Below are 25,173 nucleotides of genomic sequence, written 5' to 3' on the forward strand. Positions count from 1 at the left end.
TTACCAATACACCTCAAAATCAATAGCTTCTGATGCCTTTTGATGGGGTTGATACAACCAAAAATACAACTCCTTGCCCACGGTATCGGCCGATGTAGACACAAAACTACGTTGTGGGAAGTTATCTAGGTTGTTTTTCTGCATTTCTAGGATGCGCTTGTCTTGATGGATAATGATTCCAAACAGTTTTTTTACGACCCATTTACCCAAAAAACGCAACCAAGGGCGCCGCAGAAAAACCCGCGCCGCATAAGTACATCCCGCCTTGGATTCATTGAGACAGGCTTCAATCCTAATCAACGGCTGTTGGTCTTGGGTAAGGTATTCTAAAATTGCGATGTTGGGATAAATATAATGCGCCGTTGGGGTCAGAAGTTGGTAGTTTTTGGGCAGTAGTTTAGTGAGCAATCCTTTGGCTGGTTCGGCTTCATACACCACCATAAAACCATTAGGTTTTGGGAAAAGGCGCGCTTTAAGAGGAGTGCGTTTTGTGTTTTCTGAGCGAATAAAGCCGTTGTGTACGTAGTGGGTATGGCTGCCTTCTAGAAAATTCTCTAACGTATTGAGCAAGTTTGCGGTGGTGTTTCCCCCCAGTATTATATCCTGTGTTTGGGCAGAAATGGCAGGGAATGGCGCATTTTCAGAAGCGCTTGCCCACACAATACCACCCTCTATGCGAAGCGAAATACACTCCAACGCAGCATCGGTGGCCTTGTTGATGACGGGTACAAATGTATTTTTGCCTTTATTGTTAAAACACCAGCCGTGATACGGACAAACCAATTCGCCGTTTTGCACCCAGCCCTGCGACAACGGTGCACCACGGTGCGGACAAATATCCTTAAATCCCGCCCATTGGTTATTGGTTTTATAAATAACCAACGCACCAAAACGTGATGAAACAGGACAGGGCTGATTGGCCTTGAAATCACGCTCAAACCCCAGCGGCCACCAGGTATTTTCGCTATAACTCATATTTTTCAAGCAACGGAATACCGATTTTGTTGAGTAAAAATAACAGCGTTTTCCACATTTGCTGGCGTGCGGCTGGCAAATGGTTGAAATAAATGGCTGAATATTCCAAATGGCCCTGTCCGCCGCGTAATCGCTTGAAAGATGCCGCCCCAGAACTTAGATTCAGTACTTGGTTGGTTTGGTGCATTCGTCTGAAAATCAAATCAATGGCTTGAATATAGAGCCCTTTTTTAAGACTTTCGGATGTGTCATAACCCACGATGGGTGAGGTGATAGTGCCGTTTAATTCAAACAAACCCACCACCGATTTCAATAACCCTTCGTCGTTGCGGTATCCTTCAAGCCGAAAAAGTTGATTGGAAAATGCTTTCTCAAAAAACAATTCCGTAAAGCGCGGATTGTGTTGGGAGTATTTTTGGATGTATAATTGATTATAAAGTTCTCTGATTTGCGAAACATAACCACCAATTTCTGTGGGTGAGACGTAAGTCAGTTCAGATTTTTGTACCAGTCGGCGGTCATTGCCAATGTTGTTGTGTTTAGACCAGGTTTGGGCGTGTGGGTGAAAATAATATACCTGCCGACTAGCGCCAGTTCGAAACCCGTATCGTTCAAATTCGTGTAGCAAAAGAGAATGTTGAACTTGGTTGAGTGACCTAAAAATGAGGGTGTGTTGGGGGAATTGTTCGGTCAGAAAACGGACAATTTGCGGCAAATAGATTCCATGCCAATCGGGGTAAGGGTTGGTGGAAAGTAGAAAATTATTGACGTGAATGGTTTTGTTTATTTCGTTGCGAATCAGCCAATTAGATGTGCCTTTCAGGAGTAGGTTCAACGATTTGTTCAGAAAAGGATTTCGGATATTTCGGTCAAGTTCTTCAATCGAGTAGGTTACGCAAGCGGTGTAGGGAGAGCAAACGTAAGAATTATCAAACTCTGTATTATTGATGGTGACGGGCAGAAACCAGCGGTCGTTGATGGATAAAAGTCGAAAATCTGTACGAACGTTTTCAATGAGTTGTTGGGACGGATGCTGCTCAAACAATTCCGCCCACGCCCGTATTTGCGGGTTAGGAATTTGCGAAGGAAGCAGCCACTTGATCATGAATTTATCCATTCCACTCAATATCCTGAGTAGAAGCCTGTAACAGCGTTTTGTTTTGCAAGAACTTGATTTTTAAGATTTCTACCAAACTCAACGGTTGTAAAAACAACGGTAAGGGGTCATTGCCGCTGAAAATCACGTCGTTGGCTCGGTAAAAATCCCGATTCAACATCAAGTGCGGCTGCGTAATCAGAAAAGCAAATTTAACGGCCATGTGCTTTTGGCTCGGATTAAGAAGTTGGAAAGTATCATCTAGAAAACAGCGCGCCAAATCATTGCCAATCAAATGCGCCCCGCTGATGCCGCGCGGATTGCATTCCAGCACCACAGGCGTACCGTCGGGCTGAATGATAAAATCAAAACTTAATTGGCCATGATAACCAATCGCTTCCCCAAATCGTTTGATGGAAGAGATAAGCGCTTGATGAGTAACGGGTTCAAAATAAATTCCTGAGCCTTTTCCGACGCGGTATTTAGGGTGATAAATTGTAAGGGCTTTTAGGGTTCCGTGGGCCCAAATGGAATAAACGCAGACTTCTTTGCCACTAATAAATCGTTGAGCTACCCACGCCGTTGAATCAGGGATTTGTTTTATTTGGGCAACCGTTGGTCGGAGGAGCGTAAAATTAGCAAAACGGGAATAAATGGGCTTGAAAACGTAGGCATTTGCATTTTCAAAATCGTTGAAATCCGCCGCATTTACCGTATCAGGTACGATAAAAAATCCTTTAGCCAGCTCAATAAAGGCATCTTTTCGGTGGAGTTGGTGCATCAATTGAAGGCCAGCCGTCCAGACTTGACAAGGCAAGGAGTCTTTGGTCATGGCCACGAAAAAAGCCTCCTCACAAGTGGGGAGGCAGTGGTCTATTTTTTCGTCGATAATGATTTGCTTGAGTTTTTCTTGAAATGCTCCAAATGCGTAAGCGGGCGGTGGTAAATGGTAATAAACCGCTACGTACTTGCTCCACCGCGCCAAGGTTAACCGCAACGAATCTGCCATGACGATGCGGTGGCCTTGTTTGCCAAAGCTCCGCGCCATCTCAAGGGCAATGGGCGCTCTTGCCCCCAAAATAAGGATGTTTTGCGGCACAGCTAAGGTTTTTTGTTAAAAATGATTTTTCTAAAGCGGTCTAATCTATTGTAAAACTATGCCAGATAACTTTCAAACAGTTAGAAACATAGGTTCCTGTACTATTTTCTTGTTTTATTTTTTGCAGGAGAAAGGGCAAACAAGCTATTCATAGTTAAAATTATAAGCAAGCGAAACAATAGGAGCGCCAAATATTTGGAGTTTATAGGCTCGGGCTGCACCATTTTCGGTTTTGAAAAAGACAGAATAGGCATTTTTTCGGGCATAAAGGTTATAAACGGTAAACACCCAGTTCCCTTTCCAACGCTTATCCTCTTTCATGGAGGGGTTTTTGATATGCCAAGCCAAATCTAAGCGATGATAAGCCGGGATTCGGTTATTGTTGCGTTCGTCGAAATAAGGATAAAAATTGTTGAGGTATTCAATAAACCCAACTGGCTCGGTATACGGCCGCCCAGTAGAATAGACAAAGTTAAAAGAAAAGGAGTTGTGCTTATCTGCCGTTAAATTAATAGACAGGTTGAAACTATGGGGGCGGTCATAGTTGGCCCGGTACCAATTGCCGTTATTGACCTGTTCCAACACATTCACATCAGCATACGTTTTGTTAAAAGTACGGGCATAAGTGTAGTTAATCCAACCCGTAAAATTCCCTTTCTTTTTTGAAAACATTACCTCCACTCCATAGGCTTTGCTTAGGCCCTGCACTAATTGGGTTTCGGGAAAAGGTTGTAACAAAAAATCAGCTCCAGGCTTATAGTCAATGCTATTTTCTGACTTTCGGAAATAACCTTCCAGAGTAAAATCATAAATATCATTTTTAAAAGAGCGGTATAATCCACCGGTAATCAGGTGGCTCACTTGCGGACGAATATGCACATCGCTGGTTTTCCAGCGTGAGGTAGGAATAGGTGTTGTGGTATTGGAAGCAATCTGTATGTATTGCCTCATTAAATTGTATCCTATCTTAAAAGACAGTGCATTGTTTGGAGCGTAGCGTATTCCTAAACGCGGCTCAAAACCTCCATACGCCTTCATGATTTTGCCTTTGTCGATGCGTTGAGATTCAATTACTGACAAATCATCTCTGGGCTCATTGGGCTGATAGGTGCGTAAATCAGCAGGGCCCAAGGCCATGAAATAGGAGTATCGCAGCCCAAAAGTCGCCGCAAATTGTTTTTTCGAAATTTCACCATCAATAAATACATCTGCTTCCTGCGAAAACTCGGAAGGAAGTGTCAGTGCATTTACACTTGTACTGTTTCCTGGGTTTAATATCCCAGGCTTAATATGGTATTTGGTAAAGCTTGTGCCCAGTTCCCATTTGGAGTTTTTGCCTTGATAATTAAAAGCGGAAGTAGCTTGTTTTTGATAAACGCCTGATTCTAAACGTACTCTGTTGCGAGTGGCCGTTTCGATGGTACCTATAGTGGGGTCATAGTTAGCTACGGTAAGCGTCGTTTGCCAATCTAACTTGGGTGTCAGCAGACTCACCCATTTGAGGGCATAGTTGTTGGTTTTATGTTCAAAGAAAGTGGTTTCGCCTACTACATTGGGTAAAGTGGCGAGCAGGTTGGTTTGAAAATAATCATTGCTGAAATAGCCCATCAGCGATAAGGTATTTTTAGCATTAATCCGCCAAAAGAGTTTTCCAACTACCTCGCTGAAGCGCGTCCTGACACTGTCTAGATCTTCTGAAAAAACAGGTAGTAAAAAATCGTGAAACGCACCTCGTGCCGCAATATACACTGCCAAACGGTCTTTGATAATAGGGACATTGACCATTAATTTTTCAGAAATCAAACTCAGACCGCCAGTCATTTTAAATTTGGTTACATCTGGTGTTTTGAGAGAAATGTCCATGACGGCCGCCGCACGCCCACCAAAACGGGCAGGTACATTGCCCTTATAAAGATCCAAGTTGCTGATGGCATCTGGCGGAATCACCGAGAAAAGCCCAAACATGTGGGTAGGATTAAAAATAGGGGTATTATCCACAAGAATCAGGTTTTGGTCGGTGGTCCCTCCTCGAATATTAACACCATTGGAGGCTTCTCCAACACTCGAAACGCCTGGCAACATCTGTATACCACGCAAAAAATCCAACTCGCCAAAGGCCGCAGGGATTTTGCTCAAAGCTTTGATGTCAATTTGATTGACGCCCAACAGAGGCTTCCTGATATTTTCATCATACCCCTTGGTAGATACAATCACCTGCTCAAGTTGATGCTCTACTTTTTGAAAATAAATAGTCAGTGTTTGGTCAGGCGATTTTTCGTTTATAGAACGCCACTGAGGTACATACCCCGACAATTTGAATGAAATGATATGATCTCCCGCAGGAAGAAACAATGCAAAACGACCTGATTGATCGGAGATTTGTCCATAAATCTTATTGTTGGCAACCGTCGATACCGCCACTCCGCTGATAGGCTGATTTGAGAGTGAGTCCACAATGGTTCCTTCCATTTTGATAATACGTTGTGCAAAACCCTCAAACGTAAACAGGAGGAGAAGAGGTAAAAATTTAAAATTCATAATGCATGGGCACAAAGCAAGGTTATCGTTAAAAACGCCATCCAGAAGGTGAATTTGAGGTGCGATTTTCGCTATTCACACAAATTGCTTTAGGAACACTGAGACGATACAGAAACGGGGGTTCTAAGTTAGGTTCTCGACCATTTTTAATATAGAAAAGGCCGTCTGGCTGTCCACCAGATGTATTTTTTCGATCAAGCCAATAGCGGTTTTCATTGACCATCCCGGTCATAAAATAGCCCAATACCAACTCTGCTTTATCAGCTTCATTGACAATATTTCCTTTGATTGGCGCGGGGGGGGTATCGGCCAATGTACCGGTATTGATTGACTGATCCTGCACCAATTTGAGGTAGCGATAGGCATTGGGAGAAAGACTTGCCTGACGAATAACGACCAAACACGGATTTGACTGATAAAGAGGAATTTGGGCAATCAATTTATCTTTTTGAGTTTTACCGTTGGTATATACATCCGAAAAAATATCCAGTGAATTACCGTAAAATATATCCCAACACAGGCTCTCTGCTTCGTAATCGAAGAGGTTATTGACCGATAGTCTATTGTCAGTCTGACACTCTATCAATGAGCCCGCATCTTTATAGTAAAGTCCGCCACGACAGGTAGCACATATTTTTTGAATTTCGTAAGTGATTGATGACCAGCGATAAAAGTTGCGCTCATCGACGGGGTCGGTAAAATCTACATAAAAGTCATTGGTGGCAATGTTGCCGATACTGGTACTGCGGTCAAGAATACCTTTGGGATTAAACTTTTCGTAAATACGCTCAATAGGTGGCACTTTGGCCATGGTTTCAATGGTTGAGCGGTACTTTTTTCCATCAGAAAGCTCAATAAATAACTGATAGCTGCTTCCTGGTTTACCTAAAAAAGTGAAGGGCATTACATAAAAACCTGGAGTTTCTTCACTTAGAGAATAGGTAATACTACCATTCTCAACCACTTGCACTTTAGCTGCTCTTACGGGATCGTAGCTGTCTTTTTGTGCAACAATGGTAGATGTAAAATCTGAACTTTTAAAAACCGTATTTGCCTTGGTCCGATAGATTGAAATAAATTGCCGCTCGGGCAAATCGTTGAGGCTCCCCTCTACAATCAGATACGATTTAGCGGTCTGTATATCAACTTTGTATAAATCTACACACCCCCAAATGAACCCTGCAATGAGCAATACTATGCCCAATAATTTTAAGTTGAAACGCATAGGTAAGTGCATTCATAGGTTAACGCTGATACAAGTATAATGATTTCTGGGTAAATGATTGGGCATTGATTTCGTTAATATAAAAGTACTGACCAAATGTTTATTATTTTTGTAGATGAGTAAAATACCTATGATGAAAAAACGGTCCATTCTTCCTTTTCCTGCACTCCTTTGTGCTTCTGTTTTGTGGCAAAGTTGCCAACAACCAGCTGATAAAAACCTTTTTGAAGCAATGCCTGGCTCCAAAACAGGTATCAATTTTGCTAATCGTATTGAAGATAAAAAAGAACTCAATGTATTTAACTATCGCAATTTTTATAATGGCGGCGGAGTAGCGATCGGCGATGTAAACAATGATGGATGGGCGGATATTTTTGTAACATCCAATTTTGAAAAAAATCAATTGTTTCTCAACAAAGGTAAAAATAAAACAGACCTCTGGGAGTTCGATGATGTTACCTTGCCTGCTGGGGTGGGAGGCGCAAAAGCATGGAGCACCGGTGCCACATTTGCCGACGTAAATGGTGATGGGCTTATGGATATCTATGTTTGTAATGCGGGCAATATCAAAGGTGACCTGCGCGGTAATGAACTGTTTATCAATCAGGGAATTGGTAAAGATGGTGTTCCTAAGTTTATCGACAAAGCTACCGAGTACGGCCTAGTCGATGGAGGCTATTCGACCCATGCCGCCTTTTTTGATTATGACCGAGACGGAGATTTAGATATGTATCTGCTCAATAATAGCTTTCAACCCGTTAATAAGCTAAACTACAAAAATCTGCGCTCAGTTCGCGATTCGCTGGGTGGTCACAAGTTGTTCAGGAATGAATTGATCAGCAAACAAAAACCCAATGGACAAAAACCGCATTTTACGGACGTAAGCGAGGAGGCGGGAATTTTTGGCAGTTTGATTGCTTTCGGATTGGGAATTACCATTGGCGATGTCAACAACGACAACTGGCTTGATATCTATATTTCAAATGATTTTTATGAGCGGGATTATCTTTACATCAATCAGCAAAACGGCACATTCAAAGAATCTCTTGAAGAAAGTATGGAGCACATCAGCCTATCTTCCATGGGGGCAGATATTGCCGACATCAACAACGACGGCTTGCTTGATATCTTTGTGACCGATATGCTCCCACGAGACGATAAACGCCTTAAAATGAACTCAGTTTTTGAAAGCTATGAATTGACCGCTTTCAAAGAAAAACAAGACTATTGGCATCAATACATGCGCAACATGCTGCACCTGAATCAGGGCACGAAAGTTGAAACTAACCCTCAAAAGTCAGCCGTAGAAACCCCTGCTTTTGCCGAAGTAGGGCAACTGGCTGGAGTACATGCTACGGATTGGAGTTGGGGCGCATTGATTTTTGACATGGACAATGATGGACAAAAAGATTTGTTTGTGGCCAACGGCATTGTTCGTAACCTGACAGACCAAGACTATGTAGCTTTTTTGTCAGACCGAAATAATATCCAAGCATTGATAGAAGGTCAGCTGCAGTTTGACTACCGCAAATTTGTGGATATGATTTCATCCACGCCAATACCAAATTTTGCTTTTCATAACAAAGGAAATCTTCATTTTGAAGATAATGCTGCCAAATGGGGGCTGGGCGAAGCAAATTTTTCTAATGGTTCTGCCTATGGCGACCTCGATAATGATGGAGATTTGGATTTGGTCGTCAATAACAATAATGCTGCTTTGGGTGTATTTCGAAATCATTCTGTCGAAAAACTGCGTACTCATTTTTTACGCGTAAAACTCAAAGGGACTCAGGCCAATCCTGATGGAATTGGCGCAAAGGTATATCTCTACCAAAAAGGGAAAATGCAGTATTTACAACAAATGCCCAACCGAGGGTTTCAGTCGTCGAGTGACTTGAATTTGGTCTTTGGCTTGGGGAATAACCCGCAAATTGATTCAATAACCGTGATTTGGCCCGATGATAAAATGCAGTCTTTCACTGACATTAAGGCCGATACCGAACTGCAATTAAAGTATACTACTGCCAAAAAACAGTGGAAAATACCTTACACAACCAACAGGTACTCTTTTGAACAAATAACTGACAAAGTAAAGCTTGATTTTGTACATGAAGAAAACAATTTTGTAGACTACAACCGTGATGGGCTGCTCAAGCAGATGTATTCTACCCAAGGGCCGGCCCTTGCTGTTGCCGACTTCAACGGCGATGGATTGGATGACGTGTACGTTGGTGGAGGTTCTGGAAAAAGACGGGCATTGTTTGCGCAACAAACCGATGGTACATTTTCAGAAATATCCAAAACAAGTTTTGGCTCTCCTGCCTTAGCTGATGAAACCGCAGCTACTTTTTTTGATGCTGATGGCGATAAAGATTTGGATTTATATGTAGTCACGGGAGGTAATGAATTCCTAACTGGTGAAGCTGTTTTGGCCGATAAACTCTATTTAAATGATGGTAAAGGCAATTTTGCCCTTAGCCGCGGGTTGCCCAATGTTTTTGAAAATGGCTCTTGTGTGACTGCCGCCGACTACGACCGCGACGGGGACGTGGACTTGTTTGTTGGTACAAGGATGATTTCAGGACAGTACGGTCTGGACCCGCGAAGTTATTTGTTGCAAAATGACGGTAAAGGGAATTTTAAAGACGTAACCAAAGAAATTATGCCCAATAATGGATTGGGAATGGTCACTGATGCGAGCTTTGAAGATTTAAACAAAGATGGGTACCCCGAGCTCATCGTTGTTGGGGACTGGATGCCTATTGTCATTCTACAAAACCAAAAGGGGAAATTTCCGCTGGCTCTTACCCAACCCATAAAATACTCCAATGGATGGTGGAATGCCCTTGAGCCGGCCGATGTTGATGGAGATGGAGACATTGATTTTATTATTGGGAATTTAGGCCGAAACTCAAAATTGCAATGTTCCGAAAAGGAGCCGGCTGAGTTGTATATTAATGATTTTGACCGCAATGGAAGTGTTGAGCAAATTATCACCTGCTACAATCCAGACGGTAAATCCTACCCGATGGTATTAAAGCCAGATCTGCAAAAAGTCCTACCCGTGATTAAAAAACGCTTTATCCGCCATGAAGACTACGGAGGGAAATCCATCGAAGATGTTTTTACAAAGGAACAAATGGAAGGGGTACAGAAAAAAGTCGTGTACCAAGCCAACAGCTCTTTGCTAATTAATAACGGAAAGGGAGAATTTACGCTGCAAGCACTCCCTTTAGCGGCACAATTCTCGCCTATTTTCGGTATTGTTGTTACCGATTATGATAAAGACAAAAAGCTGGATATTTTATTGACGGGCAACTTCTTTGATGTCTTATCTGAAATTGGGCGCTATGATGCAAACGATGGCTTGATATTGAGGGGGTTGGGGAATAACACAAACGGGCAGCCTGAGTTTGAAGTGGTAAAAGCGTCTCAATCTGGCTTTTCGGTCAAAGGACAAGTACGTAAAATGCATAAAGTACGTAGCGTAAAGGGGAAAGAATTGTTGATTTTAGCTAAAAACAAAGATAAAGTTCAAGTGCTGGGATTGAATCAATAGCACGGATTCAACGATAACTTATTCAGGGACAGCCTGTGAAGACGCAGACAATTCCCTGATAAGTTATTGTTGAACTCTTATTTTTTAAGAGACCAAGAAAACGAAAAAACTAATTGGGCTCCAGCGCCATCAACTTTTCATTGTTGCGCGCTACAAGATAAAAGAATGATTTACCAATCTTTATTTTTCTGATACGTCGTACTTGACCGCCAAGTGGGGTGTCCAATAAAGGGTGTGGAAGGAATTGACCTTTTCCGTTGAGTGAAAACACGCTTCCATTGTCGGCATCATAGAGTCCCATTTGGATATTACAGTCAAAGAAATTGCCGAGCAGCATGATATCGGTTTTTTTTGTCAGTGGGTTGTTTATTGCTTCGGCAGCATAATAGGAAGTATATTGTGCATTACTTCCCAGGGTTCTCAGCACAAACCCATCTTTCCCTCTGTTTTCCAGCCAAGCATTTTCAAAATAATTTGCCTCTAGTACCTGCGCTTCGGTTAATTTTTTACTGCCCACTATTTCACTTAGGGAAGCTTTTGCAAAATCGCGAGACTGAAGGAATTGCTTTTTGATATACGGAATTTGCCTTTCCAATTCGCGTTTGTCTGGAAAAATGGTTTCCTTTCCTAACAGATAATAGGTAATGATTTGGTCAAGGCGACCATTTTCATCGTAGTCATTGACATACATCCGTACGGGCTCTTTATCTGAAGCGTGCAATCGACTGTTTAGCCCTACGTTACCGCAAATCAAATCCAAATCACCATCTTGATCTATATCTATGGGTTGAACAAAATTCCACCAACCCTTTTTATCGGTTAATGGTTTTGGGGTAAATTTCATTGAGTTATTTTCAAATAATACTACCTTACCCCATTCATAAGCAACGACTAAATCAAGGTCTTTGTCGGCATCTAAATCCACCCATTGCGCATCTTTTACCAATCCTCCTTTTTTTAGATCAGGAGCAAAAAGCTCGGTTTGGTCGTTGAAATGTCCTTTTCCATCATTGATAAATAAATATGAATCGGGCGTTTTGCCATAAGCGAAGGGAACAGATCTAGCGCCGATGAATACATCTGCAAAGCCGTCCTGATTAACATCTGCTACCCGCACTGCCTGCGCGTTAATAAAGAAACCTTTGAAGGCCAAGGTATCTTTCTGCAATTGTCCTTTGCCATCATTGAGGTACAAACGGGTTTGGAGAAATTCAGATTTTCCATAATATTCATTCCCCCCCGACCCAACGATTAAGTCCATGTTTTTGTCATTGTTAACATCTACCCAAACAGCATCGACATCCTCAAAGTCAGCATCTTTAATGAGGGCAGATTGGGGTAAGGGTACAAATTTTCCGTTAGACTTCTGAATGTATATCTGAGGGGCTATACCTCGCGAAGCACCCATGAAGACATCTTCTAAGCCGTCGCCGTTGAAATCGCCAACGGCCAAAGCAGGACCTTCTGTAGACATCATATTGGGAATCAATGCTTCGCGATCAAACTCATTGAATTGGTTTTCCTGGTGTAAAATATCCAATCCAATCCAAGCGGCTTGGTCTTTAAAGCGCCCTTTTTGTATATGCCAACGTTGGTAATCATAGATAGGCAAGTTGGGCTTGTAATTCACCGAAAGCGTTTTCTTTAAATCAATATTTTTCAGAGTTTCGTACTCATTCGTGGGCCAAATCACCACAACAGAGTCGACTTTTTCTACCTTACCAAGACCAATCAATAAGGGAATCTCTGCACTGCTCTGAAAACCTCGCACCGGAAACTTCTCCTGATAACGCACGTCGCCTTTGCTGTAAACAAGGCACTTGGCCCCAATCGCATTTACATTGCCCTGTTTGCCTTTAAGGTTGATTTTCAGGCTTTTGTTTTCTGAATTGGGAGTTTGTTGGGAGAGGTTTTCATAGACAAAAACAGACGCATTGATATTGTTGGTCACTATGTCCAAATCGCCGTCGTTATCCAAGTCGGCATACACGGCACCATTGGAGTATGAGTCGGCATTGTTGTCAATGAAGTCAGCTTGATCTTCAAAAAGTAGGTCGGGGGTGTTTTTAAAGAACCGATTCGGGATTTTTACTTCGGGCAACAAATTAGTTAAAGCAGCATTGGACTCATCAAAACGTTTTTCGCTGATTTGTTGTTGGATTTCATCGGTTGATACAAAATTGATGTAATCCATATCGTTCATCCGTTTGTTGATTCCGTTGGAGATAAAAATATCTTTGCGTCCGTCGTTTTCAAAATCAAATATCAAAGCTGACCACGACCAGTCAGTTGCATGAATCCCTGCGGCCATTCCTATTTCTGAAAAAACACCTTCTCTATTGTTGAGTTGCAGATTGTTGCGTGCAAATTGAACATTGTAACCTTGGGCAAGTTTAAATTTAAAATTATAATAGGCATCTTCTCCCTCCGACCGTTTCAAGATTTCGGGGTCGTAGGGTAGCATATCAAGGGTCAAAATTTCGGGAAAGACATCGTTGTTTAGATCGGCAATTTCTACGCCCATCGTAAAGCGACTGGTATGGCGAATGCGCTCGTTCATTTCATCACGAAATGTTCCGTTTTTTTGGTTGACGTACAAGTAGTCGTTTTCGTGAAAATCATTGCCAACGTATACATCAGGGTAGCCATCCAAATTGACATCACCCAGAGCAATCCCTAAGCCATAGCCAAGTACTGACGAATTGATACCTACTTTTTGGGTGGTTTCAACGTATTTTCTGTTTCGATTCTCGAAAAAACGGTCACCTGAAAGCGGGTGAAAACTGTTCAAAAACAAGTCTCTTTTACCAAAAGTGCCGTTTTGATGTACTGAATGATTGAGCTGGAAAAGGTCAAGGTCTCCGTCAGCATCTGCATCAAAAAAAGCAGCCTGTGTACCAAAACCCACTAAGTCTAATCCATACTCTTTTGATTTTTCAGAAAAATGTGGAATGCCTTCTGGATCTATATTCTGACATACAAAGAGCAGATTATGTCCTTTCAAAACGGAAAAATCACCCACACGACTGATATAAATGTCTAACAAGCCATCTTGGTTGATATCCACAATCGAAATACCAGTAGACCAGCCTGCGGGGGCTTTAAAACCAGCCTTTTCAGTGATATCTTCAAACTGCAGTTTTTTATCTTTTCCTTTATTTAGATACAATTTATTGTCGGATTGATTAGCCGTAAAGACCAAATCTACAAATCCATCTTTATTAAAGTCAGCGGCCCCGATTCCACCACCGTTATAGAAATACATGTAGTTGAAAATATTGAGCTCGGGAGATGGTTTGACGGTATTGCTAAAAGCCAGCCCTGTTTTTTCACCGTTGAGCAATCTAAATTTCGACTCTTTGTTGGTTTGACAACCTACGAGTGTGATCAACAGACCCACCAAAATCGTTTTGGGGAACAGAAGAATATAAAATACAGAAACTTTGATTTTCAGCATCATACCTACATGAGTGAGATTGTCTGCAAGCGAACTAAGCAGCAGATTACTTTACTATTTTCAATAAATCTTCAGCGCTATCTGAAGTGAATTTGGGTTTGTTAATGATGATTGCGCCAGTAATAGGTACATAATTTTCTGGGATGGTAGCTTCGCCAGGCTTATTCAAATTGCCCTCCAACTCAATGATGATGCGCTTTTTTGATAACTCTGTTATTTTTATTTTTCCTTCTGTCAAAAGATATCCTTCACCTACTTGTGTAGCATCATTAACGAGTTTACCTATCATAAATATTACTTGATCGGCAGAGAATTGTCCTAAAGTAATATTCACAAGTGAAAATGAAATGGGGTTATTTTGATACCAATCTTTTTTTATAAACTCTAACTCAATATTTCCTTTGGTACTATCCATTAAGCTTGCCTTAAACGATTGAGGTAATATCCTCACTTGCGTATTGAAGGAGAGATTGGATGTATAAAAACTTTTGTGATTGATGATCATCTCTACGGCGGCATCACCGTCTTGAAGTTTTTCTGCTTTTGCAGATAAAGCAGCCATGTCAACTTTCTCGGTGTTAGTGCAGGCAGTATTCAACCAAAGTCCGATCAGAATCAAGTAAATAATGTTTTTCATCGTTATAAATAAAACTAAATCAAGGTCAATGATACTACAAAAAGAAAATGCCCGAAACAAAACGTTCGAGCATTTTCAAAGCAATTATTAAAAAGAAATTAGTAACCAGGGTTTTGCTTCAAGTTGGTGTTTGAGGCAATGGCCAAAGCAGGTATTGGGAACAATACAGTGTAAGGCTCTACGTTTGTTACATCTTGGTATTTACGGTTGAATTTGCCAAAGCGAATTTCGTCGGTACGTGCAATACCTTCCCAATATAACTCAAGTCCTCTTTCTCTTAACATTACATCGTCGTTGATAGATGTGGCAGTAGAAGCCTTGCGTAGGGTTCTTAGTTCGTTCAAAAGCTTCAACGCTTCAGCAGTGTTGCCTGCACGATATAATGCTTCAGTTTTCATTAAGTGTACATCAGCATAACGGAAAATCAAATACTTACCAAAATCTGCTGGGTGATATTTAATGACACGAATTCCTTTTTCGGTAGAAGCCCCTGCTAAGGGAACATCGCGTGTGAAAATCAAAGGCTTTTTAGAACGAGAATCCACGATTGGAGTTCTATTTTCTCTAAATTGCTGACCAATTAAGAAACCTTTGTGCACACCACCGTAACCTTTTTGGAAACCTACTTCACGGAAACGACGTTCATCATTTGCTTCAAACTTATCATAGAATTCAGCCAAAGTAGCAAATCCATTCCATGGGCCATCTTTTTCAGCATCAAAACCACCTTGGTCATAGTGCATGGTCATCATCCAACGGTTACGAGGCGAGCCTTGCAAGTCAGTAAAGATTTTATCTTTTGATACGTTGGCAGTGAATGGATTGAAGAAATCAGGATCTAAATCGAAACCATCCGCTTTGACAGCATCGCAATACTGAACAACTTTGTCCATGTCAGCTTTATCGAAATTATAAGGGCCTTCAGGCTTAGCTGACTTGTAAACTGCTTTATTCAAATGTAAACGTGCCAAAAGCGCATTGGCCATGGCTTTGGAAGCGCGTGCATTGATAGCTGCAGGCCCCAACTTCGGCAAATTCGGAAGAGCTTCTGTCAAATCCTTTACGATAAAATCAAAGGCTTCTGAACGCGAAAGTACCGAAGGAAGTGCATCTACACCTTGATCAACTGTACGACGTGGTACTTGACCAAAGAAATCCATTACATGGTACATATACATGGCACGGATGGCTTTCGCTTCTGCTGCCTGTACAATGCTGGGATTGGAAGCTAAGAGCTGTTCGCACTGATACGCACGACCATTGAGTGTGTTCCAAGTGTTTAGAACTTGGGCGTGAGTTGCATCCCATGTGTGAGCGTGCAACGTCCGCCATACACCGTTATCGCCCCAGTCTACCCCACGAGTGGGGGGAATCATTTCGGCTGAGGGATGCTGGCCAAGAGAATATAAGTTAGCTTGGTCATTGAATACACCCAAGTCATTGTAAAGCGCATTTAGTAGTTCTGTTGGATTACCAGTAGTGGTAGTACCACCAGTTGTCTGAACAATGGTTGAATCTTTTTCTTTCACTACTAAATCGGTACATGAGGTAAGGGCAAGCGCACCCAATCCACACAAGTACATTAGTTTTGATGTTGTTTTTTTCATTGTTGTGGTTAGTTTTAACTAGAATGAAATGTTTGCTCCAAAAGTGAACGTACGGGCTCTTGGAAAGGCCGTATAGTCAATACCTAATGAAGGCACGCCATTTATCTGCTTGTTGGTATTTACCTCTGGATCTTGACCTGTGTATTTGGTAAATACCAACAGGTTTTGCCCTGTTACGAAAAACCGCAAGCTCCGTATAGCACTGTTACCAGTATTAACTTTATAACTAAGGTTAAGGTTTTGTAAACGTACAAAATCTCCTTTTTCTAAGAAGCGAGTAGATACGTCAGGCGCATTTAGAGGACCTTCTTTGCTTGAAACTACATCTCTTGTTACGTTACGACCATTGGCAAAAGAGCCTTTTGTGAAATAGGCATTGGCTGTATTGTTGTAAATATAGTTGCCAAAAACACCATTGAAGAAAGTGCTGAAGTCAAAATTTTTGTAACGAAGACTGAAAGTCAAACCACCCGTAACCGTAGGTAGTGGGCTTTTGCCATCTAAAAACTTCTGGAAATCACCTATAGGATACAGAGAGTTACCTGCCTCATCATAACCACCAAACTCACGCAAGAAGAAAGCATATAAAGGCTGACCACTTTGGATACGTTGTGCAAATGCACCCGTCAAACCTTGTCCATTGATTGAGCCTGTGTCATAAACTCCCAAAAGGTTATTTACCTGATTTTTATTGTATGCTACGTTTGCATTGATGTCAAACCCAAAGTTTGTCTTATCTACCACTATACCGTTTAAGCTCAGTTCGATACCGCTATTGATGATATCAGCATCTAAGTTGGTCCAAACGAAAGGAGAAATTGCAGGTTGTGCTGATTGAATTTGAATCAATAAATCGTTGGTGTTTTTGCGGTAATATTCTACCGAACCAGAAATACGATTGTTTAAGAAAGCATAATCAAGGCCTACATTGATTTGAGCTGTTGACTCCCATTTCAAGTTAGGATTTGCAAAAGCTACCGTTGCTAAGCCACCATTATTCCATTGTGTACCGCCATTGCCAATGCCTGCACCTCCGTAGCGTTGTCTTTGCATGTAGAGATTGTGCGGAAGCTCTTGGTTTCCTGTCACACCATAACCTACACGCAAGCCTAAATCAGAGAACACATTCTTAGGAACAAAATCTTCTTCAATTAAGCGCCATTTGGCTGCAAAAGAAGGGAATACCCCATATTTGTTGTTGCCACCAAAACGTGTAGAACCATCTGCACGAACAGTAGCCGTAACGAGGTATTTTTCACCAATACCGAAGTTGGCACGTGCAAAATACGACTGCAACTCATTGAAGTTAGAACTTGATCCATTAATGATACTTCCCTTACCAGCAGAGTTGTTGGCTGACGACAGGTTGTTAATCATCAAATCCATATCAGTGGTTCTAAAATTGGTTGCGTTTGCATTTTTCTGATAAAAATCAAAGCTTTGGTATGAATAACCCAACAAACCATCGAAAGTAACATTACCAAACTTTTTGTTGTAGGTAAAGTAGTTTTCCATCAAGCGGTTTTCTGTTTCGATATCAGTCAAGTAAACCTGTCCGATTTTATCAATATCAGCAGCTACCAACAAAGGTGAGAAAGCCGCCTTACGAGAAGACATAGATTGGTCAAAACCCAATACGGTTTTAAACTTTAATCCCTTGATAATTTCATACTCTGCATTCAAGTTTCCGAGAACACGTATGGCTTTGGTATTATCTCTGGTATATTTAAGAATTGCAATTGGGTTGGGTTCTACAGAAGTAGTCTGAAAAGGCGTACCGTCAGCGTTATAAACTTTATTGGTTGGATTTGTTTTCAAAATCGCGCCCAACAAGTCACCTGAGAAACCTGCATTGTCTGTTACGGGTACACCACTATCCAATGTTTGAGCGAAATTGATACTTGAGCCTATGGTAAGTTTGTCGTTGATAAACTTTTTGCTACCACTGAACGAACCAGAATAACGCTTGATACCAGAGTTTTTGATGATACCTTCTTGGTCAAGAACTCCAAAAGAAAAGCGGTAGTTGCTCGACTGATCGCCACCACCGTACGAAATGTTGTGTTGGTTGGTAAGAGCCGTACGGAAGGCTTCATCTTGCCAGTCAGTTTTTGCACCGTTGTTGGTACCGCCTGCCTTTACATACTCATCAGCACTCAAAAGGTCGAACTTTTTAGTGATATTGCTCACACCCAGTGAATAAGAGTAATCAACAGACCCTTTGCCTTTACCTTTTTTGGTTGTAATTAGTATCACACCGTTTGCGCCACGCGCACCGTAAATAGCAGTAGCAGAGGCATCTTTCAAGATGTCCATGCTGGCGATGTCGTCAGGATTCAAAAAGTTCAGTGGGTCGCGAGGTGCTGAACCTCCCAAACCGCCGTTTTGACCATCTCCAGTAACGTTGTTGCCTGCCAAAGGCACACCGTCCACTACAAAAAGAGGGCCGTTACCACCACGTACAGAAGATGTACCCCTGATACGAACGTTGATACCACCACCTGGTTCACCATTGTTTTGGGTAATGGCCACACCAGCTACACGACCTTGAAGAAGTTGCTGGGTAGAAGTGATGACACCCTTGTTGAAGTCTTTCACCCCAATAGCATTGACTGCACCCGTAGCATCTTTTTTGCGAACAGTACCATAACCAATCACAACTACTTCATTAAGGACTTGATTGTCTTCTTCTAAAGTAACGTTAACTACGTCACGACCAGCAACTGCTACGTCCAGGGATTTGTATCCCACATAACTGAACACGAGCGTGGCATTGTCGGGTACGGAGATCTTGTAATTACCATTTACGTCGGTGTTGGCACCTCGCTGGGTCCCCTTTACGGCGATGCTAACGCCAGGCATACCCGTGCCGCTTGCATCTTTTACATTACCAGACACTTGTTTTTCTTGGGCCCATACTCCCAACGAGACTACTGACACTAGGACTGTCAACAAAAATTTGCTGACAAAAAGCATCTGTCGAGCTAAAGAAGCCCGACCTGCTAAGGGGAAACTGTTCATCATAGGTTGAAAATTGGTTTTTGTGAATAATTACCTAATTGGTTTTCGCAATTTGTAACGCACTCACTACTACGTTTTTGGACTGTTCCAAGTATTTGTTGTCACAAATGCTTTAACCAGACGGCAAATTACAATAATTAATTTTTATAATACAAGTTTCGGATGTTAAAAACGCATGAATCAGCGTGTTTGTTACCCAAAAAAAGGTGATGGTAAAGAGAGTAGGTTATCTGCCATAAATTCAATTAAAAGTTTCATGAAACAAAGGGTTTACCTAACTTTGCAAGTGATAACTTAAAAAGACTTTTATGAAATTCTTTATTGATACCGCAAATCTGAGTGAAATCCGGGAAGCCTATGAACTGGGCGTGTTGGATGGCGTTACTACCAACCCATCTTTGATGGCAAAAGAAGGAATCACTGGCAAAGCCAACATCATGGCTCACTACAAAGCAATTTGTGACATTGTAGATGGAGACGTAAGTGCCGAAGTAATTGCTACTGATTTTCAGGGTATGATCAAAGAGGCGGATGAGTTGATTGAAATTGACGAGAAAATTGTCGTAAAAGTACCCATGATTAAAGATGGAGTAAAAGCCATCAAACATCTCTCAGATCGTGGTATTAAGACCAACTGTACCCTTGTGTTTTCGGCGGGGCAGGCGTTGTTGGCGGCCAAAGCGGGCGCTACCTACGTGTCTCCTTTCATTGGCCGTTTGGACGATGTCTCAATGGACGGGATGGATTTGATTGAGCAGATTGTGACCATTTATCAAAACTACGGTTATACGACCGAAGTCTTGGCGGCATCGGTTCGTCATTCTATCCACCTTTTGAAATGTGCTGAATTGGGCGCCGATGTGGTTACTTGCCCGTTAAGCGTTATTACCTCCTTGCTTAAACACCCTCTGACCGACATCGGCTTGGAGAAATTCCTGTCTGACTACAAAAAAGGAAACCAATAAAAATAGGAGTGAGTAGTCAGGAGTCAGTAGAAAAACCACAACGTTTACTACTAAGTACTCACTACTGACTACTCACTACTCACTACTGAACTATGACTGCTTTTTCATCTGAACCGATTATTCAACTCGAAAATACCGACATTTATCAAAACGGCAACAAGCTGGTATTGGCAGATGTAAATTTCGTAATAAATAAAGGCGATTTTGTTTTTTTGATTGGACGAACGGGAAGTGGAAAAAGCTCTCTGCTCAAAACACTTTACGCCGACCTGTGGTTGGAATCGGGTACTGGAACGGTGGTTGGCTATCAGTTGCAAAAGCTCAAACAAGCCGATGTACCTTTTCTACGGCGTAAAATCGGCATTGTCTTCCAAGATTTTCAACTGTTTTTTGACCGTACTGTGGAAGAAAATCTTGAGTTTGTACTGCGAGCCACTGGGTGGACTGACAAAGCCACCATCAAGAACAGAATTTCGGAAGTGCTAATGCAAGTAGGGTTGGGTACTTTACAAAAGAAAATGCCCCATCAACTTTCGGGCGGCGAGCAGCAGCGGGTCGTGATTGCGCGGGCCATGCTAAACGAACCCCAGATTTTGTTGGCGGATGAGCCGACGGGAAACCTCGACCCTGAAGTAGGCGAACAAATCATGCAGGTGTTTCAGAGTATTAATACCGCAGGAACCGCCATTTTGATGGCTACCCACAATTATGATTTTCTAAAAAAGTACCCCGCACGCGTCTTGAAGTGTGAGGCAGGAAGTGTAAGCGAGGTATAATATTAAAAAAATACAAAATTTATTGCGCTGATTGGGAAAAATCCAATATTCTTCTTACTTTTGCATAAAATAACTGCACCGAGCGCTTCTTAACGTCTCTGCGTCTTTTTCTCCCATGGGGTATTGGAGTCCCCATTTTTGTCTGTTAGAAAATCACGCTTCGAATTATTTGGCACCGGCTCATTGAGATTTCATGAGTGTTCAGTGCATGGGCAATTTTTAAAAATCCTGTTATTGATCGTATCCGCCGATAGGTTGAGTTAAAAACTCGTCGAGGGAAGGTAATTGTTGAAAGGTTTTCGCCGGCTAGAAACCCTTCTATGCCATGTTGTGCTTACCGCTCGAACAATTAACGGGAATACTATTAACCGTTTAACTTGTGCGTAAGCACGCAAAAACAATCAATGGAAGTACTTTTTGATTCATTAGGCCTCTCAGAAGAAATTCTGAAAGCAGTAACAGAAATGGGTTTTACCAAACCCTCACCCATTCAGGCAGAAGCCATCCCGTCCCTTTTGGAAGGCCGTGATGTATTGGGACAAGCCCAGACAGGAACAGGCAAAACCGCCGCTTTCGGTATTCCTGCTCTCGAAAAAGTGGATATCTCCGATAAGCGTACCCAAGTATTAATGTTGTGTCCTACCCGTGAGTTGGCAGTACAGGTAACCGAAGAGTTACGTCGTTTGGCCAAATACAAAAAAGGGTTGAAACTCGAAACCGTTTACGGTGGCGATTCGATTGAACGTCAGATTCGTTCGTTGAAAATAGGTGCCCAGATTGTGGTCGGAACGCCCGGTCGTGTCATGGACCTTATTGAGCGTAAGGCGCTTAAGCTAGATTTCGTAAATTATGTAGTATTAGACGAAGCCGACGAAATGCTCGATATGGGCTTTCGTGAAGATATTGATACCATTCTGGAAAGTGTACCCGATGAGCGCCAAACGGTGTTGTTTTCGGCTACCATGTCGAAACCCATCATGGGCATCGCTCAAAAATTCCAAGAAGATCCCGTCCAGATTAAAATTACGCGGAAGGAAGTTACCAACGAAAACATTGAGCAAACGTATTTTGAAGTAAAACAACGGGGCAAAATTGAAGTGACTTGCCGGGTATTGGATGCCTATGATTTAAAGCAGGTTATTATTTTCTGTAACACCAAGCGGAAAGTAGACGAAGTAACCGAAGAACTTTCTTCCAAAGGATATTCGGTCGAAAGTTTGCACGGCGATTTGCGCCAAACACAACGGAATCAAGTAATGGCGAAGTTTCGTTCGGGAGCCGCCAATATCTTGGTAGCCACCGACGTAGCCGCTCGCGGTATCGACGTGTCGGGTATCGACGCCGTTATCAACTTTGACTTACCGCTCGACGAAGAATACTACGTGCACCGTATCGGTCGTACTGGCCGTGCTGGCTTAACGGGTAAAGCGCTGACGTTGGTAGCCAAAGATGAAAAATACCGTTTGCGCCAAATTGAGACCTACACCAAAGTAAAAATCGACAAAGGAGTTATTCCAACTTTTGAAGACATCGTAGGTGTACGCAAAGCCCGTTTTATCTCGCAAGTAGAAGAGGCGGTTTCGACTGGCGATTTGGACTTGTACGAAGATATGTTGGGTATGTTGCACCATACCACTGGCTTCACTACGGAGCAGATTGTGGCCGCATTGGTCAAAATCAATATGGGTGTTCAGAAAAGCGAATTTGCCGACAATGATTTGGCATGGGATGCTGATCGTGACCGTCGCCCATCAGAAAGAGGATTTGAGAAACGTGGCCGTTTTGAAGACCGCGGCGGAAGAGGCGAAGAGCGTGGCTCAGGCCGTTTCGGCGACCGTGGCGGCGACAGAGGTCCCCGTGAAGGCGGTGGTCCAAAACGCAACGAACCGGGTATGGTTCGCCTGTTTGTGAGCGTGGGCCGTAAAGACCGCGTTCAACCACGCGACATCGTTGGCGCTATCGCTGGCGAGGCGGGTATTCCTGGCCGCGTGATTGGCTCAATTGATATTTTTGATGCGTACTCGTTTGTGGATGTTCCCGAGCGCGACGCCCGCAAAGTGGTGGAAGCCATGAGCGGCAATACCATCAAAGGTAAAATGGTCAATATCGAAGTAGCACGATAACCGCAGGGGTGGTGTTTAACGCTGCCTTTCAATCATTTGCAGTTCACAATTTACAGTATAAGTACCTTATCTGTTGATTGTGAACTGTTTTTGTATTTAATGAAGACCAAAACTATTTCACCCTAAATTTGGTTGAATGTAAGCGTGAAATGACAACACGCCAATTTACATTCCGCAAGAAAAAGAAATGTTTTTATGATAGAAAGACCCATCACTGACTGGTTGCCCCTGACGAAAAAAGAGGTTGAAAAAAGAGGCTGGGACGAAGTGGATGTTGTGTTGGTTTCGGGGGATGCCTACGTAGACCATCCTGCCTTTGGTACAGCCGTTATCGGCCGTATCATGGAAAGCGAAGGCTTCAAGGTGGCGGTGGTAGCCCAACCCAACTGGAAAGACGATTTACGGGATTTTAAAAAATTCGGTCGACCTAAATACTTTTTTGGCGTTACGGCGGGTTGCATGGATTCGATGGTGAATCACTACACGGCCAACAAACGCCTGCGCTCCAACGACTCGTACACGCCAGGCGGCGAGGCGGGTTTTCGCCCAGACTATGCCACCACGGTCTACTCCAATATATTAAAAGAACTCTACCCCGATGTGCCAGTACTGATTGGCGGAATTGAGGCGTCATTGCGGCGCGTGACGCACTACGACTACTGGAAAGACCAGTTGATGCCCACCATCTTGGCCGATTCTAAAGCCGATTTGCTGGTCTATGGCATGGGCGAGCAGCCCCTGCGTGAGCTGTTGAAGTTGGTGCGCGAAGGAGTTCCGTTGAATACCATTCGCAACGTGAACCAAATCGCCTACTTGCAGGACTCAGAAGCAGAGTTGCCGAGCGATAAAGGCTGGGAAACAGTAGAGCTGGCGAGCCATGAAGTATGCTTACAGGATAAAATCAAGTACGCCGCCAACTTCAAGATTGTAGAGGTAGAATCCAATAAATGGCAGGCCAACCGAATCATCCAGAAAGTAGGCAACCAAACATTGGTCATCAATCCGCCGTTCAAAATCATGGACGAAAAAGAGATTGATGCATCGTTTGACTTGCCTTATACGCGTTTGCCGCACCCCAAGTACAAAACGCGCGGCACGATTCCTGCCTACGAAATGATTAAGTTTTCCATCAACATGCACCGGGGATGTTTTGGTGGGTGTAGTTTCTGCACCATCTCGGCGCATCAGGGAAAATTCATTGCATCGCGGAGCGAGAAGTCAATCATGAAAGAAGTGGAGGAGGTAACAAAACACCCTGAATTTAAGGGTTATATCTCCGATTTGGGTGGGCCGTCGGCCAATATGTACCGCATGAAAGGCAAAGATGAATCCATTTGTGCGCGTTGCACGAGTCCGAGCTGTATTCACCCTGTGATTTGTTCAAATTTGGATACCTCCCACAAGCCCATTACGGAGTTATATAAAAAAGTAGATGCGCATCCGAAAGTGAAAAAGGCCTTTGTAGGGTCGGGAATTCGTTACGATTTGTTGGTGGATGATTTCAACAAAAACAACAAAGACAACAACCACGACGAATACATGGAGCAACTCATTACGCGCCACGTGTCGGGCCGGTTGAAAGTAGCGCCCGAACACACCTCTGACGACACGCTGCGCGTAATGCGTAAGCCGTCGTTTAAGTATTTTAAATTGTTTAAACAGAAATACGATAAGATTTCCGACAAACATAATCTGAACCAACCGCTGATTCCGTATTTCATTTCTTCCCACCCCGGCTGCGAAGAAGCAGATATGGCCAATTTGGCGGCCGAAACCAAGGACCTTGGCTTCCGGCTGGAGCAGGTGCAGGATTTTACACCCACGCCCATGACCGTGGCGGAGGTGATTTACTATTCGGGCGTTCATCCCTATACGTTGAAGCCCGTTTTTACGGCCAAAACAAAAGAAGAAAAATTGGATCAAAATCGGTATTTCTTCTGGTACAAGCCCGAATTTAGAAGCCTGATTAGAAGCCGATTAAACAAGCTTAAACGCCCCGATTTGGCCGACCGACTTTTGAGCAATCCCAAAAAGCAGGAAACGCGAGTAGAGAAAAAAATAGGTAAAAAGCGATAAGTCATTTGTAGGCTTGGCA

Annotated in this window: 14 protein-coding genes; 5 read left to right on the forward strand and 9 right to left on the reverse strand. The window is 42.8% G+C overall.

Annotation, left to right across the window (positions count from 1 at the left end):
• The 5 genes from GVN20_RS01470 to GVN20_RS01490 all read right to left on the reverse strand — a co-directional run bounded on the left by GVN20_RS01470 (position 1) and on the right by GVN20_RS01490 (position 6,933).
• A complete protein-coding gene (locus tag GVN20_RS01470) occupies positions 1 to 975 on the reverse strand; it encodes a Rieske 2Fe-2S domain-containing protein (RefSeq protein WP_166556633.1) in 975 nt (324 codons plus the stop codon).
• Entirely contained in the window at positions 965 to 2,092 is a 1,128-nt protein-coding gene (locus tag GVN20_RS01475; RefSeq protein ID WP_166556634.1) for a hypothetical protein, read from the reverse strand. The genes GVN20_RS01470 and GVN20_RS01475 overlap by 11 nt, the downstream gene beginning before the upstream one ends.
• Positions 2,085 to 3,170, reverse strand: a complete 1,086-nt coding sequence (locus GVN20_RS01480; RefSeq protein WP_166556635.1) for an ATP-grasp domain-containing protein — start codon at positions 3,168 to 3,170, stop codon at positions 2,085 to 2,087. Before GVN20_RS01480 ends, GVN20_RS01475 begins: the two co-directional genes overlap by 8 nt.
• Before the next feature lie 144 nt (positions 3,171 to 3,314).
• Positions 3,315 to 5,708 carry a TonB-dependent receptor gene (locus GVN20_RS01485; RefSeq protein WP_166556636.1) on the reverse strand — a complete coding sequence of 798 codons (2,394 nt, stop codon included), beginning with the start codon at positions 5,706 to 5,708 and terminating at the stop codon, positions 3,315 to 3,317.
• 28 nt (positions 5,709 to 5,736) lie between these two features.
• Complete coding sequence (locus GVN20_RS01490) at positions 5,737 to 6,933, reverse strand: DUF4249 domain-containing protein (protein WP_166556637.1); 1,197 nt, start codon at positions 6,931 to 6,933, stop codon at positions 5,737 to 5,739.
• A 130-nt stretch (positions 6,934 to 7,063) separates the two neighbouring features.
• On the opposite strand from GVN20_RS01490, the gene GVN20_RS01495 reads away from it, so the two are divergent.
• On the forward strand, positions 7,064 to 10,492 hold the full coding sequence (locus tag GVN20_RS01495) for a VCBS repeat-containing protein (protein ID WP_166556638.1): 3,429 nt from the start codon (positions 7,064 to 7,066) through the stop codon (positions 10,490 to 10,492).
• Positions 10,493 to 10,601: 109 nt separating this feature from the next.
• Here GVN20_RS01495 and GVN20_RS01500 read toward each other — a convergent pair whose 3' ends face one another.
• The 4 genes from GVN20_RS01500 to GVN20_RS01515 all read right to left on the reverse strand — a co-directional run bounded on the left by GVN20_RS01500 (position 10,602) and on the right by GVN20_RS01515 (position 19,217).
• A complete protein-coding gene (locus GVN20_RS01500) occupies positions 10,602 to 13,952 on the reverse strand; it encodes a VCBS repeat-containing protein (protein ID WP_229598941.1) in 3,351 nt (1,116 codons plus the stop codon).
• Positions 13,953 to 13,995: 43 nt separating this feature from the next.
• Positions 13,996 to 14,586: a hypothetical protein gene (locus GVN20_RS01505; RefSeq protein WP_166556639.1), complete on the reverse strand. Its 591-nt coding sequence runs from the start codon at positions 14,584 to 14,586 to the stop codon at positions 13,996 to 13,998.
• A gap of 98 nt (positions 14,587 to 14,684) precedes the next feature.
• Positions 14,685 to 16,193, reverse strand: coding sequence for a RagB/SusD family nutrient uptake outer membrane protein (locus GVN20_RS01510; protein WP_166556640.1), 1,509 nt, complete (start codon positions 16,191 to 16,193; stop codon positions 14,685 to 14,687).
• Positions 16,194 to 16,211: 18 nt separating this feature from the next.
• Positions 16,212 to 19,217 carry a TonB-dependent receptor gene (locus tag GVN20_RS01515; protein ID WP_166556641.1) on the reverse strand — a complete coding sequence of 1,002 codons (3,006 nt, stop codon included), beginning with the start codon at positions 19,215 to 19,217 and terminating at the stop codon, positions 16,212 to 16,214.
• Between the two features lie 305 nt (positions 19,218 to 19,522).
• Here GVN20_RS01515 and fsa point away from each other — a divergent pair, with 305 nt between their 5' ends.
• From fsa to GVN20_RS01535, 4 genes are all read left to right on the forward strand, one after another.
• A complete protein-coding gene (gene fsa, locus GVN20_RS01520) occupies positions 19,523 to 20,179 on the forward strand; it encodes a fructose-6-phosphate aldolase (protein ID WP_114067785.1) in 657 nt (218 codons plus the stop codon).
• Positions 20,180 to 20,271: 92 nt separating this feature from the next.
• Positions 20,272 to 20,955 carry a cell division ATP-binding protein FtsE gene (locus tag GVN20_RS01525; protein WP_114463689.1) on the forward strand — a complete coding sequence of 228 codons (684 nt, stop codon included), beginning with the start codon at positions 20,272 to 20,274 and terminating at the stop codon, positions 20,953 to 20,955.
• A 404-nt stretch (positions 20,956 to 21,359) separates the two neighbouring features.
• Positions 21,360 to 23,078 carry a DEAD/DEAH box helicase gene (locus GVN20_RS01530; protein ID WP_166556642.1) on the forward strand — a complete coding sequence of 573 codons (1,719 nt, stop codon included), beginning with the start codon at positions 21,360 to 21,362 and terminating at the stop codon, positions 23,076 to 23,078.
• A 195-nt stretch (positions 23,079 to 23,273) separates the two neighbouring features.
• Complete coding sequence (locus tag GVN20_RS01535; RefSeq protein WP_166556643.1) at positions 23,274 to 25,154, forward strand: YgiQ family radical SAM protein; 1,881 nt, start codon at positions 23,274 to 23,276, stop codon at positions 25,152 to 25,154.
• Positions 25,155 to 25,173: the final 19 nt, after the last annotated feature.

The organism is Runella sp. CRIBMP (genome assembly GCF_009905605.1).
In the GTDB taxonomy this organism is placed as follows: Bacteria; Bacteroidota; Bacteroidia; order Cytophagales; family Spirosomataceae; genus Runella.